General features: G+C 65.3%; 16 protein-coding genes and 1 pseudogene. 8 read left to right on the forward strand and 9 right to left on the reverse strand.

Annotated elements, in window-relative coordinates; all coding sequences use genetic code 11:
* Positions 1 to 40: 40 nt before the first annotated feature.
* The 5 genes from BDOA9_RS09975 (at position 41) to BDOA9_RS09995 (ending at position 3,914) form a co-directional block, all read left to right on the forward strand.
* The gene (locus BDOA9_RS09975; RefSeq protein WP_025033794.1) at positions 41 to 283 is read left to right on the forward strand and encodes a DUF4170 domain-containing protein; all 243 of its coding nucleotides are present in this window, start codon (positions 41 to 43) and stop codon (positions 281 to 283) included.
* Positions 280 to 999: a lysophospholipid acyltransferase family protein gene (locus tag BDOA9_RS09980; RefSeq protein ID WP_025033795.1), complete on the forward strand. Its 720-nt coding sequence runs from the start codon at positions 280 to 282 to the stop codon at positions 997 to 999. The genes BDOA9_RS09975 and BDOA9_RS09980 overlap by 4 nt, the downstream gene beginning before the upstream one ends.
* Positions 962 to 2,308, forward strand: a complete 1,347-nt coding sequence (locus tag BDOA9_RS09985; RefSeq protein ID WP_025033796.1) for a 3-deoxy-D-manno-octulosonic acid transferase — start codon at positions 962 to 964, stop codon at positions 2,306 to 2,308. Before BDOA9_RS09980 ends, BDOA9_RS09985 begins: the two co-directional genes overlap by 38 nt.
* Complete coding sequence (gene lpxK, locus BDOA9_RS09990; RefSeq protein WP_025033797.1) at positions 2,301 to 3,317, forward strand: tetraacyldisaccharide 4'-kinase; 1,017 nt, start codon at positions 2,301 to 2,303, stop codon at positions 3,315 to 3,317. The genes BDOA9_RS09985 and lpxK overlap by 8 nt, the downstream gene beginning before the upstream one ends.
* 261 nt (positions 3,318 to 3,578) lie before the next feature.
* Positions 3,579 to 3,914 carry a GYD domain-containing protein gene (locus BDOA9_RS09995; protein ID WP_025033798.1) on the forward strand — a complete coding sequence of 112 codons (336 nt, stop codon included), beginning with the start codon at positions 3,579 to 3,581 and terminating at the stop codon, positions 3,912 to 3,914.
* A 120-nt stretch (positions 3,915 to 4,034) separates the two neighbouring features.
* Here the strand turns inward: BDOA9_RS09995 and BDOA9_RS10000 are convergent, their stop codons facing one another.
* From BDOA9_RS10000 to BDOA9_RS10020, 5 genes are all read right to left on the reverse strand, one after another.
* Positions 4,035 to 4,274 (reverse strand): hypothetical protein, encoded by a 240-nt coding sequence (locus BDOA9_RS10000; RefSeq protein WP_244521462.1) that lies wholly within the window; start codon positions 4,272 to 4,274, stop codon positions 4,035 to 4,037.
* Positions 4,275 to 4,461: 187 nt separating this feature from the next.
* A complete protein-coding gene (locus BDOA9_RS10005; RefSeq protein WP_244521463.1) occupies positions 4,462 to 4,839 on the reverse strand; it encodes a TadE/TadG family type IV pilus assembly protein in 378 nt (125 codons plus the stop codon).
* Positions 4,836 to 5,339, reverse strand: a complete 504-nt coding sequence (locus tag BDOA9_RS10010; RefSeq protein WP_025033801.1) for a TadE/TadG family type IV pilus assembly protein — start codon at positions 5,337 to 5,339, stop codon at positions 4,836 to 4,838. The genes BDOA9_RS10005 and BDOA9_RS10010 overlap by 4 nt, the downstream gene beginning before the upstream one ends.
* 11 nt (positions 5,340 to 5,350) lie before the next feature.
* Positions 5,351 to 6,646, reverse strand: a complete 1,296-nt coding sequence (locus BDOA9_RS10015; protein ID WP_082847807.1) for a TadE/TadG family type IV pilus assembly protein — start codon at positions 6,644 to 6,646, stop codon at positions 5,351 to 5,353.
* Positions 6,647 to 6,889: 243 nt separating this feature from the next.
* Positions 6,890 to 7,114, reverse strand: a complete 225-nt coding sequence (locus BDOA9_RS10020) for a DUF2093 domain-containing protein (RefSeq protein WP_025033803.1) — start codon at positions 7,112 to 7,114, stop codon at positions 6,890 to 6,892.
* Positions 7,115 to 7,309: 195 nt separating this feature from the next.
* On the opposite strand from BDOA9_RS10020, the gene BDOA9_RS10025 reads away from it, so the two are divergent.
* Complete coding sequence (locus BDOA9_RS10025) at positions 7,310 to 8,098, forward strand: dienelactone hydrolase family protein (protein ID WP_025033804.1); 789 nt, start codon at positions 7,310 to 7,312, stop codon at positions 8,096 to 8,098.
* Between the two features lie 43 nt (positions 8,099 to 8,141).
* A complete protein-coding gene (locus BDOA9_RS38765) occupies positions 8,142 to 8,285 on the forward strand; it encodes a hypothetical protein (protein ID WP_192859550.1) in 144 nt (47 codons plus the stop codon).
* A 129-nt stretch (positions 8,286 to 8,414) separates the two neighbouring features.
* On the opposite strand, the gene xseA is transcribed toward BDOA9_RS38765, so the two are convergent.
* On the reverse strand, positions 8,415 to 10,028 hold the full coding sequence (gene xseA, locus BDOA9_RS10030; RefSeq protein ID WP_025033805.1) for an exodeoxyribonuclease VII large subunit: 1,614 nt from the start codon (positions 10,026 to 10,028) through the stop codon (positions 8,415 to 8,417).
* A 125-nt stretch (positions 10,029 to 10,153) separates the two neighbouring features.
* Entirely contained in the window at positions 10,154 to 10,690 is a 537-nt protein-coding gene (locus tag BDOA9_RS10035) for an REP-associated tyrosine transposase (RefSeq protein WP_025033806.1), read from the reverse strand.
* Positions 10,691 to 10,900: 210 nt separating this feature from the next.
* On the opposite strand from BDOA9_RS10035, the gene BDOA9_RS10040 reads away from it, so the two are divergent.
* Positions 10,901 to 11,089, forward strand: a complete 189-nt coding sequence (locus BDOA9_RS10040) for a hypothetical protein (RefSeq protein WP_025033807.1) — start codon at positions 10,901 to 10,903, stop codon at positions 11,087 to 11,089.
* A gap of 28 nt (positions 11,090 to 11,117) precedes the next feature.
* Here the strand turns inward: BDOA9_RS10040 and BDOA9_RS10045 are convergent, their stop codons facing one another.
* Together BDOA9_RS10045 and BDOA9_RS40110 are read right to left on the reverse strand one after the other, a co-directional pair.
* A complete protein-coding gene (locus BDOA9_RS10045) occupies positions 11,118 to 11,660 on the reverse strand; it encodes a shikimate kinase (RefSeq protein WP_025033808.1) in 543 nt (180 codons plus the stop codon).
* 59 nt (positions 11,661 to 11,719) lie between these two features.
* Positions 11,720 to 11,914, reverse strand: a pseudogene (locus tag BDOA9_RS40110) (REP-associated tyrosine transposase); the annotation flags it as partial.
* Positions 11,915 to 11,953: the final 39 nt, after the last annotated feature.

An 11,953-nucleotide genomic window follows, 5' to 3' on the forward strand; every position in this document is an offset into this window, starting at 1 on the left:
CGATCACTGCTTTGCCGGGCAGACCGTTAGGAAAGAACTCATGCCAGATAGTGCCCCGCAACAACTGCTTCACCTCGTCATCGGCGGCGAGCTCGTCGATCTCAAGGGCAACACCTTCAAGAATCTCGACGACGTCGAGATCGTCGGTCTCTATCCGAATTATGCGGCCGCCCATGCGGCGTGGCGGGCCAAGGCGCAGAGCACCGTCGACAACGCGCAGATGCGCTACTTCATCGTCCATCTCCACCGGCTGCTCGACCCGAATCAAGAACCGGCGCGTTGAAAAAACTGCTTCGCAATACGCTGCGAAGCAGCTGGTTTCAGCGTGCCGTCGGGGTCCTGGCGGCCGAATATCTGCGCCTTGTCTGGCGGACCAACACCTTCACGATCGATCCGCCCGACGTCTATGCGCGCGTCGAGCCGCAGCTCCCTGCGATCTTCGCGTTCTGGCACGGCCAGCATTTCCTGACGCCCTTCATCAAGAACCAGGACAAGCCCTCCTATCGGGCCAAGGTGCTGATCTCCCGGCACCGCGACGGCGAGTTCAATGCCATCGCCGCCGAGCGGCTCGGGATCGGCACGATCCGCGGTTCCGGCGACCATGGCGGCGCGTTTCACCGTAAAGGTGGCGTCGGCGCCTTCAAGGAAATGGTGCGGACGCTCCAGGCCGGTTGTAATGTCGCGCTGACCGCCGATGTCCCCAAGCGCTCGCGCGTGGCAGGGCTCGGCATTATCATGCTGGCACGGGAATCGGGACGGCCGATCATGCCTTTCGCGATGGCGACCAGCCGCTTCGTCCGGCTCAAGAACTGGGATCGCACCACCATCAATTTGCCGTTCGGGCGGGGCGCATTGGTCGGCATCAAGGAAATCCACGTTCCCGCAGATGCCGACGCCGCCATGATGGAGACGTTGCGGCGGGAGCTGGAAGACACCTTGAACGAGGCGACCCGTCGCGCCTATGCGCAGCTCGGCCGTCCGGGACCGGAAGATGCCTAGGTCGCTGCCCATTGCGCTGCCGATCACGCTGCGGATGTACCGGCGTCTGGCCGCCGGCCTGGTGCCGCTTGCGCCTGCGCTGATCAAGCGGCGGCTGAAGCAGGGCAAGGAGGATCCCGCGCGCGTCGGCGAGCGGCGCGGCCTGTCCCGCGACGTGCGGCCGCATGGCCCGCTGGTCTGGATCCACGGCGCCAGCGTCGGCGAGGTGCTGGCCGCGGCGGCGCTGATCGAGCGCCTGCGCGATCTCAATCTGCGCATCCTGCTCACCTCGGGCACCGTCACCTCGGCGGCGGTCGCCGCAAAGCGCTTTCCGCCCGACGTCATCCATCAATACGTGCCGTATGATTCGCCGCGCTATGTCGCCCGCTTCCTCGACCATTGGAAGCCGTCGCTGGCGCTGTTCATCGAATCCGATCTGTGGCCGAACCTGATCCTCGCCGGCGCGGCGCGGCGGGTGCCGATGGTGCTGATCAACGGGCGGATGTCGCCGCGCTCCTTCCCGCGCTGGCGGCGCATGCACGGCACCATCTCGGCGCTGCTGTCGCGGTTCGACATCTGCCTTGCGCAGTCGAAGCTAGACGCCGAGCGCTTTGCCGCGCTCGGTGGCCGCGACGTCGTCACCACGGGGAATCTCAAGCTCGACGTGCCGGCGCCGCCGGCCGATCCCGCCAAGCTCGAACGGCTGATGGCGATGACGCGCGGGCGTCCGATCATCGTCGCCGCCTCGACCCACCCGGGCGAGGACGAGCTGCTGATCGCAGCGCATCGCAGCCTCGTCGGCTTCTTCCCGCAGCTTCTCACCGTGATCGTGCCGCGGCATCCGGATCGCGGCTCATCGATCGCAGGCCTCGTCACGGCGTCCGGCCTGAAGCCGAGCTTGCGCTCGCGCGAAGAGCTGCCGACGGCGACGACCGACGTCTATGTCGCCGACACGATGGGCGAGCTCGGCCTGTTCTATCGGCTCTCGGAAGTCGTGTTCATGGGCGGATCGCTGGTCCACCATGGCGGGCAGAACCCGATCGAGGCGATCAAGCTCGGCGCCGCGATCGTCCACGGTCCGCACGTGTTCAACTTCGCCGACGTCTATGGGGCGCTCGATGATAGCGGCGGGGCGCGGCAGGCCGACACGCAGGAAGCGCTGGTCAAGCAGCTCGGCCAGCTGCTGGCCGATCCCACGATGCGGGACGAGACGCAGCGCGCGGCCTCCGGCGTGGTCGAGCAGCTTGGCGGTGCGCTCGATCGCACCATGACCGCGCTCGGACCATATCTCTTGCAGTTGCGAATCGAGATGGGGGCCGCCAATGCGTGAGCCGGCCTTCTGGTACCGGCCACGTTCCCTCCAATCCTACGCGCTATGGCCGCTCGGTGCGCTCTATGGCGCGATCACCGCACGGCGCATGCTGCGCCGGGGCTTCGACGCCGGCATCCCCGTGATCTGCGTCGGCAACTACCATGTCGGCGGTGCCGGCAAGACCCCGACCGTGCTGGCGCTGACGAAGCTTTTGCGCGAGCTCGGCGAGACGCCTGTCGTGCTCAGCCGGGGCTATGGCGGGCGCCTGAATGGTCCCGTCATGGTCGACCGCGCGCGCCACGATGCGTCCGATGTCGGCGACGAGCCCCTGATGATGGCGCGCGAGGTTCCGGTCGCGGTCGCGCGCGACCGCCTCGACGGCGTCGCGCTGGCGAAGTCGCATGGCGCGACCGTGATCCTGATGGATGACGGCTTCCAGAATCCCGCTCTGGTCAAGCACGCCTCGCTGATCGTGATCGACGGCGAGCGCGGCCTCGGCAACGGCAAGGTGTTTCCCGCAGGCCCCCTGCGCGCCCCGCTCGCGGTGCAGCTCGCGCGCACCGACGCGCTGGTGCTGATCGGCGACGGCAATGCCGCCAACGACGTCGCGGCGGAGATCGCCAAGCGCAACAAGCCCGAGCTGCGTGCGCGCCTGAAGCCGGATGCGGCCTCGCTCGCGCAGCTCTCCGGCAAGCGGGTGTTCGCCTTCGCCGGCATCGGCGATCCCGAGCGTTTCTTCCGCACCCTGCGTGCGAGCGGCATCGACGTCGCGCGCACGCGCGCCTTTGCCGACCACCACATGTTTTCGGAAGACGAGATCGCGGCGCTCGCGGCGGAGGCGCGGCGCGAGCAGCTCACGCTGGTGACCACGGAAAAGGATCTTGCACGCTTGCGCGGCCGCGAAGGCGTGCCCGACGGTATCGTGCCGTTCGCCGTGCAGCTCGAGTTCGAGGACGCGGCAAAGCTGCGGCAATTGATCGGCGATCATCTGTACAGAGCGCGCGAGCGAAGGTTCGGCGCGCGCTGACCTCGCAACCTGAGGCAACGTCGCTGCCCTAGTGGCGAAACGCGGAGCGTCGCGGCCGGCGAATCTTCTTCCGCGCGTTCGGCAGTTGATGTAGCCTTGCATCAGAGCCGCCACCGGGACGTGCCGAACTTCCGGAAATCATCGACGGCGTTGGTGCCCACGGCGGGCAACGAATCTTCATCATGTCACGCGCAGCGGCCGTAGCGACCAGTTCGCGACGGTACGGAAAGTTATTGCCAACAGTTCAGAGGAGGACATGCCGTGCATTTTTGCCTCACCGGACAATACACGCCACGCGCTCTCAATGCCATTTTGGAGAATCCCGCGACCAATCGCCAGGAGGCCGCTCGAAAGCTCGTCGAAGCGGCCGGCGGAAAGTTAGTCTCGATGTACAGCGTCGCGGCCGACGGCCCCGGCGTGCTCGTGATTTTCGACGTGCCTGATCCCAGCACGGCTCCGGCCATTTCCGGCCTGACCGTGACGGCCGGCACGCTGCAGAACGTGAAGCTGGTTCGGTTGTTCACGCAAGACGAGATCAAGCAGGTCCGCCAGAACGCGGCGAAGCTGCGTTCGTCGTATTCGCCGCCGGGAAGCTGATTTCCGGGCCCAGAGCGCAGCCGCCCTCGTCGGACGACACGGCGGCTGCACTCATGTCAAGGCGATTCATGCCTGCAACGAGGCGAGGAGCGTCCTCACCAAGCGCCGGCGGCCGCCGTTTCAGTTCGGCAGGCCATGGCCGGTCTTGCGGTGTGCGTCCGTTCCCTCATCGTCAGCTTGCGTCGCGGGACGATGATCTGCTGCGGCAGCTTCAGCGCGCTCGGCTGCGATCAGAAGCTGCTTGCGCATTTCAGCGAGACGGGCGCGGCAATATTCACGATAGAGCAGGTCGAAAATGGCGGGCATGATCACCCCCATCGATTGGCTTTCGCTTCCAGAAATTCCACCGCGAATTTTCAAGGTGATCGTAGCCCGTCGGTCGGCTCTTCGATGTGAGCCCATTCACAGATCGCGCCAATTCCGACGCTCGATGGCTGTCCGGTTGACCTGATCGTCTGTGCGATGAAAAGAGCAGGGCCAATGACCTAATCCGCACTATAGCAGCGCTTTGTTTCAGCACGACTTCGTCGAACAACTGTCGCCGACCTCAACTCGGAAAACATGCACGCGCGGTCAGCGTCACCGGGGACAGGTTGATGATCTGCGGAAACGCGAATGAATAGCTCGCGCTGACCTGGTTGCCGCACGCCGCCGCGGCAAAGCTGAATGTCCCCGGGGGGAGCGTGAGGCCGTAGGCCTGTTGGGCGGCGTAGGTCGTGATCGCGCTGCTGCTCGGGCAGAGCGTGTTGTTGACGGTCGCACAGCGCGCCGCCATTTCACTGCCATGCTGGATTCCCAGCTGAGTCCAGAACAGCAGCCCGCATTCGATGATCCCGAATATGAACAGGAAGAACACGGGAGCGGTCAGCGCAAATTCCAGCGCCGAGGCGCCCCGCGTGTCCCGCCATAATGCGGTGAGCTTCACTGCAGCCTCGTGGTGGACTGCGCGGTGTAGGTGTATGTGGCCGCCACGATCTGATAATCGATGATCGTGTAGTACGTCGCTTTCGCCGAGACCGTCGTATATGTTCCGGCCGTCGCCCCGCCGGGGCAGATCGTCCCGCAGCTGGTGGCGCTGACCCCCGCACTCGTCGGACATCCGCAGAACTGGACCGGCGGAGGCGAAGCGGTGATGTTCGTCGCGCTGGTGGCGCTTGCGACGGCGTTCGCGATGCCGTTGGTGTCGAAGCCGCGCGCAATCGCGTACTGGGCTCCGGCTTGCGCGGCATTTTCGACCTGCATCTTGCGATAGAGGGCCAGCCCGATATCCGTGATCGAGACGACCATCAGGGACAGCAGGGGAACCAGGATGGCGAATTCGGCCGCCGCGACGCCCCGTTGATCGCCGGCAGCGGCGCGCGCGTGCCGCGTGAGCGAGCCAAGCAACCGGCGGCCGGAGCTGGACGAGAAATTCTGGATCTGCATTGCCCCAAGCCTCATTCGATGAGCTGCGCAGTTTGCGAACCGATCGTCGCGGTGCCGAGCGCGGTGCAATTGACCTGCAGGTTCGACGTGCCGCTGAACGTCAGCGTGTCCGCGATGATCTTGGTGCAGGATGTGCTGGTGCCGTTGCCGCCGCTGAAGCTGAGATTGGCCTTCGGCAGGTAGATGGCACCGCCGAAATTCTGCGTAGCACCGCCCGTCAGGTTGAAGTTGGTCCCGGCCGGCATGTTGCGGTCGCCGTACATGACGATGCCCTGCATGGGGCCGCTGGTCGGTCCGGTCAGGTCGACGGTCGCGTTGCTGCCGATGGAAGCGGTGCCCCAGTCGCTTCCGGAGCCCGTGAACACCAGGGTGACGCCGCTGCCGGTGATGGTGGCATTGCCGGCGACGCTCAGGCTGGCGCCGTCCAGGTAGTAGATGCCCGGATTGAGGTTGAGGACGGCGCCGGCATTGACCGTGATGCTGCCCATGTAGCAGCCGGGGTCGAGCGAGTTCGTCTTTCCGTTGGCGTTGACCGTGATCTTGGCATTGCTGCAACTCGGCCGCGCCGGCGGAGAGACGCCTGCGTAGGGATCGGCGACGGGCGTGATGTGCGTCTTGATCCCGCTCTCCGCCGTGATGCTGCTCGCGCCGGAGACGTCGCCCACCACGCCGACCTGGTTTGCCGAGACCGAGGCGCTGCCGGCGACGTTGAGCGAGGGGCTTGCGCCCGAATTGCTGTAGAGATTGCACTTGATCAGGTTGAGCTGATTGCCGCCGCTGACGTTGACGGCGGGGCTTGCGCTCGTGTTGAGCGCAAGGACGCAGCCCGTTCCGGAATTGGGCAGGGCGACCGAGCGCGCGGTGATCGGCACGCGATCCGAGCCGAACAGGGCCGATAGCAACCGACGCTGCGGTTGACTGACGATGACCTCGATGGCCTGCGCGTTCGACGCGTGATTGCCGGTCTTGGGTGGCTGGTTCACCGTGACGGTGACGTCGTTCGCCCCGTCGGTGTAACCGTAGTTTGCCGCAACCGCCTTGGCTTCGGACGAGGGGTCGCCGCCGGCACTGGCCGCCGTCGCCGCGCTGACCGCGCCGGAATCCGCGACGCTCTGCATGTTCTTGTGCTTGTAGTACCACCAGCCCACTTCCGTTCCGAGGCCGGCGGTGCCGACCAGGACCGGCATGAGCACCGCGGAAATGAGCACGTAGCTGCCCTGCTCGTCCCGGATGAACCGTCCGAGCAGATGATGCTTTGAGCTCGAAGCTGCACCGAACGAACGGCTGAAAGTTCTCCGGAGATCCATGGTTCCTGCCCGCTTGCCACTTTATCCCGAGGCAATGTGGTGCGGGCCGGCTTAAATGGGCCCCAATGGAAGCCCGACAATTTTAGATATCGGCGAACATTCAGCCGCCATTCAGGGCCGCAATCCTATCGATGCAGCCGCGTTCAGGAGAGCCAGATGAAATTGCGGTCTGCAATTCCTTACCACCGGCCTCATATGTCTGCCGGTTTTGCCCGCCTTGCGAGCGTTACGGGAGCGGTGGGATCACGGCTGCTTCAGCGCGCCGGGGAAATGCCGCTGCAGCACCGCACCGGGCGTGGCATAGGCTTCCTGCAGATCCACGCTCCAGTACTTCAATTCGTCGAGCGGGATGCGGACGTCGGTGATCGCGCAGCGCACGAAGGTGCCCGGCGAGATCACGCGGAAATCGCCGTCGAGATATTGCACCTGCGCTTCGCCATGGCCCGAGGGGCCGAACTTGTTCAGCACGGTCGAAAGTCTCCGCGGAAGGCCTTTCCCATGGAAAACCGTGGAAGGCACGATGTGTTGGACGGGATGTAGCATAGATGGGGTGGCTTGTCCGCCCGTTAAACCCACCGGTTTGTGATGATTTGCCGCCGTTTTCGCGTGATAGGGCTTCGGTCGAAGGGACGCCGGTTCCGGCAGCTCCTGCGCCAGAGTCCGATGCGCCTGCGATTGACCGCTGTGTTCCTGACGCTGCTGATGTCGGCCGCGCACGCCGCGCCGGCGCCGCAGCCGGTCGAGATTCCGCTTCCCTCCGGGGTGCTCCATGCGCAGCTCTACAAGCCCGCGGGCGCGGGGCCGTTTCCGGTCGTGATCGCGCTGCACGGCTGCGGCGGGCTCGGTAGCCATTCCGAGCCCGTGCTGCCGCGCTATCGCGATTGGGCCGAGCGCCTGCTCAAATCAGGCAATGCCGTGCTGCTGCCCGACAGCTACGGCTCGCGCGAGCTCGGCCCGCAATGCCGCGTCAAGGAGATGCACGTCAAGGCGCGGCGCGAACGCGTCGCCGATATCGCGGCCGCGCGCGCCTGGCTGATGCAGCAGCCTTTCGTGGCGCAGGACCGCGTCAGCCTGATCGGCTGGGCCAATGGTGCGAGCGCGCTGCTCTGGGCCGTGCGTCCGCAGAGCGCGGGGCGCCATCTGGAGCCGGATTTCCGTGCCGCGATCGCGTTCTATCCGGATTGCCGGATCTCGGCGGGCCTGGGCTGGAGCACGCGGGTTCCGACGCTGGTCTTGATCGGCGCCGACGACGAGGTGTCGTCGCCGCCGGCCTGTCGCCAGATGGTGGACGGCGCGCGCGGCCGCAGCGCGCTGGCGCGCATCGTGGTCTATCCCGGCGCCGACCATGATTTCGACCGCGCCGGCACGCCGCAGCACGCAGCCGCCGCGCCCACCGATGCCGAGGCCCGCGCCGCCTCGCAGCAGGACGTCGCGCAATGGCTGGCGCGGTGACGGCGCCATCATTCGACCACGATGTCGATTCAACGCATGTCACATGCATGGCCGCATCACGCTCTTCGCCTCCGCCCTGGTCGTCTTCACCGTCGCGATCCTGCTGTTCGAAGCCCACGCCGGCGCCCCGCAGCCGGACCATTGCGGCTTCTGGACCACGATCGAGGCGGGATTGTCGTGCCGGTAAGGGCACGCTGTTTCCTCGTCATTGCGAGGAGCCCTTGCGACGAAGCAATCCAGAGTCCCTCCGCGGAAAGACTCTGGATTGCTTCGCTGCGCTCGCAATGACGCGGAGAGAGCGCCCGCCCTCCCTCCCTCAGAACAAGCTGCCCTGATCCACCGGCTTGCGCTTCGGTGCCGGCTTCGTCTCCGCCGCCGGCTTGGCCTGCGCCGGCGCGCGCCTCGCCGCGGGCGCCGGCCGATCCGCGTCCGCCGTCGCGCCGACACGGCCGTCCGCGAACTCGATCTCGAGCCGCGCGCCGGGGCCGACGCTATCAGCCGCATGCACGGGATGCCCCGCCTCGTCGCGCACCAGTGCAAAGCCGCGCGCGAGCACGCTGCGATAGGACAGCGCGGAGAGCAGCTTGCCGCTGTTCTCGACGCGGGCCTCGAGCCGGTGCAGCAGCGTGTCGAGCGCGCGCTCGGCCCGCTCAGCCAGACGATGGGTGCGCTCGCGCTGGCGGAGGATCGCATTGCGCTGGGCCTGCGCATTCGCAAGTCTTGAGGCGCGCAAACGCACCTCCAGTCCCGCAAAGCGGTCGCGCCGCCGTCGCAGCAGCGAGCGCGCGGAAAGACCGAGCCGCTCGCCGCACACGGTGAGGCGGTGATCGGCCTGCGAAATCTGGCCGTGCAGCACCCGCAGCGTCAGCTTCGCGCTGGCGGCGGTGAACCGGCGGAAATGCGCATGCGTGTTGGCCTTGAGGCAGCGCGGCAGGGACGCGCCCGCCGAATCCAGCCGCTGCCTGGGAATCGCGAGCAGATCGCCGGCCGCCGGCAGCGCGCGCGCGGCGGCGCGCAGCTCGCTGCGGCGGCTCTCCTGGGCGCGCTGCCAGTAGGCGCGGGTGCGGCGTCCGAGATCGCCCACCTCGACGAACAGATCGCTGCGCACCGGCACCGCCATCTCGGCCGCCGCCGTCGGCGTCGGCGCGCGCTTGTCGGCGACGAAATCGATCAGCGTGATGTCGGTCTCGTGCCCGACCGCCGAGATCAGCGGGATCATGCTCTCGGCCGCCGCGCGCACCACGATTTCCTCGTTGAACGACCAGAGGTCCTCCAGCGAGCCGCCGCCGCGCGCGACGATCAGCACGTCCGGCCGCGGAATCCGGCCGCCCTCGGGCAGCGCGTTGAAGCCGCGGATCGCGGCTGCGACCTGCTCGGCCGAGCCGTCGCCCTGCACCTTCACCGGCCACACCAGCACGCGGCGGGGGAAGCGGTCCTCCAGCCGGTGCAGGATGTCGCGGATCACGGCGCCGGTCGGCGAGGTCACCACGCCGATCACCTCCGGCAGCCACGGCAGCAGCTGCTTGCGCGCCTCGTCGAACAGGCCTTCGGCGGCGAGCTTCTTCTTGCGCTCCTCCATCAGCGCCATCAGCGCGCCGATGCCGGCCGGCTCCAGCGCCTCGATCACGATCTGGTATTTCGAGGAGCCCGGATAGGTCGTCAGCTTGCCGGTGGCGATGACCTCGAGCCCCTCCTGGGGCTTGAAGCGCATGCGGCCGTGCACGCCCTTCCAGATCACCGCCTCGATCTTGGCGCTCTCGTCCTTGAGCGCGAAATAGCAATGGCCGGAGGAATGCGCGCCGCGAAAGCCCGAGATCTCGCCGCGGACCCGGACATGGCCGAAGGCGTCCTCGACCGTCCGCTTCAGGGACAGCGACAGTTCGGAGACGGTGAATTCAGGCGCGTTGAGCAGTTGTTCCGCAGGCGGCATGGCAAACGATTCGGAGCGTTGGGATCAGACTCCACGTTTAGGGATTTTCGCCGCCCGGCGCCATGCGAAACTGGCGGTCAGGGGCTTGTAGGATGGGTTGAGCCCTTGCGAAACCCATCTCTTCTCTATCCCCGCTCCCCATAATCGCGGCCGTCATCCGACTGATCGCCGCCCCAATCGTCCGGGTAATTGCCAAGCCTGACGTGACGATGAAACGAGGAGGGCGCCCAGTCACGCACCCGGTTGACCAGCCCGTGCTTGACCGGGTTGATATGGACATAGTCGATATGCCGCGCGAAATCGATGTCGTCGCGAATGGTATGCTCCCAATATCTGCGTTGCCAAATGCCCCGTTCACCTCTGGCCGAACGGCTTTGGGATATCCTCTCATTGCGCGGCAGACCGCGAGAAAAGGTGGATTTGATCAACTGCCAGCGCATCGCAAAGTCGGCATCACCTTCCGGTAGCGTCCAAACCGCGTGAAGGTGATCAGGCAGCACCACGATGGCGTCGATCGTGAACGGATGGCGCTGGCGCGTTTCGCGAAACGCCTTGCGCAACACCTCGATATGATCTGTCAACAACGCCAGCTTCCGCTCCGCCAGATTGACGGTGAAGAAGAAGCACCCACCCGGAACGAAGTTGCGGCGGTACGCGGTCATGCCACGACCTTATCACGAAACACGTGTGATGGGTTTCGCAAGGGCTCAACCCATCCTACGGGCTGCCGGCTGGGTATGTGCCGCGGCTCCACGCAGAGCCTCGACGGGACGAGGAACAATGTCCAGGCGATCTGATTGGAACGTTCATACGTCCAATCCGGGATAGACCAGCGAATTTCCTGGGAGGCGTCTTATCAGGAGGAGCCACCGATGGATGACGAACGAAAATCATCAAAGGCGGGGCAACAGGCCGCCCAAGGCTTGCGGGAAGCCACTTCCAAGGACGAAGCGAAGAACGAGCGCAAGATGGGGCACGATCTGGCCAAGGGGGCTGATCGTTTCGAAGAGCGCTCGAAAAGCTCCGATGGAAAAAGCGCAGAAGAGAAGCAAAGAGGGTGAATCCCGGTTGCAATCAAACCTGATCTCATCACGCTTGCTTAGGCTTTGCCGAGATCAGGCTTGAGATGGCCTCGGCACTCTCGGACGGCTTCAGATGACCTGCATCGAGGGTGAGTGCGGGCTGAGGCATTGATGCCATGCAGGCATCGAACTGCGGTCGGAGTGTGCGCAGTAGCGACAGATCCCGCATCTTGCCGAAGGCGGCACGATCTTCATCGACTAGGCGTCGCTCTTGCTCTGCCTGCTCCAGGTGCAGTGCGACGAAGATGACCTCACCGCCATTGCCCTCGACTAATTCTTGTACTCGGATCGGAAAATCGCCAGCCACCGTTGGTTCGGGGGCGAATGTGAATATCAAACTTCGCCTCTGCTTGGCAGCTTCCTCGAACACGGCCAACCAGAACTGTTCACGCAAACGCGCGAATGACTCCGTGCCAAACGGAAACACCGCGCCAACTGCATCGACGACAAGGTGATTGTGAAACAGCGCAATCCCTGTCCTGAAGGCAAGATGGCGCGCGATAGTCAGTTTTCCTGAGGCGACTTGCCCATAGATGAAAATAAGCTGCACGGGATCATGATATCACAGCTTGTAGGATGGGTTGAGCCCTTGCGAAACCCATCGCAACTCTATCCCCGCTCACCGTAATCGCGGCTGTCATCCGACCGATCGCCGGCCCAATCGACCGGGTCATTGCCAAGCTTGACGCGGCGATGAAACGAGGAGGGTGCCCAGTCAAGCACCCGGTTGACGAGCCCGTGCTTGACCGGATTGATGTGAACATCGTCGACATGCCGCGCGAAATCGACGTCGTCACGAATGGTACGCGGTCATGACGCGATCTTATCACGAAACGAGCGCAA

The organism is Bradyrhizobium sp. DOA9 (genome assembly GCF_000617845.2).
Taxonomy (GTDB): Bacteria; Pseudomonadota; Alphaproteobacteria; order Rhizobiales; family Xanthobacteraceae; genus Bradyrhizobium.

Bases quoted from the DNA above. Each gene is read 5' to 3' on its own strand.
- BDOA9_RS09975 (WP_025033794.1), top strand. From the start codon at position 41: ATGCCAGATAGTGCCCCGCAACAACTGCTTCACCTCGTCATCGGCGGC.
- BDOA9_RS09985 (WP_025033796.1), top strand. From the start codon at position 962: ATGCGCAGCTCGGCCGTCCGGGACCGGAAGATGCCTAGGTCGCTGCCC.
- lpxK (WP_025033797.1), top strand. From the start codon at position 2,301: ATGCGTGAGCCGGCCTTCTGGTACCGGCCACGTTCCCTCCAATCCTAC.
- BDOA9_RS10010 (WP_025033801.1), bottom strand. From the start codon at position 5,339: ATGCAGATCCAGAATTTCTCGTCCAGCTCCGGCCGCCGGTTGCTTGGC.
- BDOA9_RS10015 (WP_082847807.1), bottom strand. From the start codon at position 6,646: ATGGATCTCCGGAGAACTTTCAGCCGTTCGTTCGGTGCAGCTTCGAGC.
- BDOA9_RS10025 (WP_025033804.1), top strand. From the start codon at position 7,310: ATGCGCCTGCGATTGACCGCTGTGTTCCTGACGCTGCTGATGTCGGCC.
- BDOA9_RS38765 (WP_192859550.1), top strand. From the start codon at position 8,142: ATGCATGGCCGCATCACGCTCTTCGCCTCCGCCCTGGTCGTCTTCACC.
- xseA (WP_025033805.1), bottom strand. From the start codon at position 10,028: ATGCCGCCTGCGGAACAACTGCTCAACGCGCCTGAATTCACCGTCTCC.
- BDOA9_RS10035 (WP_025033806.1), bottom strand. From the start codon at position 10,690: ATGACCGCGTACCGCCGCAACTTCGTTCCGGGTGGGTGCTTCTTCTTC.
- BDOA9_RS10040 (WP_025033807.1), top strand. From the start codon at position 10,901: ATGGATGACGAACGAAAATCATCAAAGGCGGGGCAACAGGCCGCCCAA.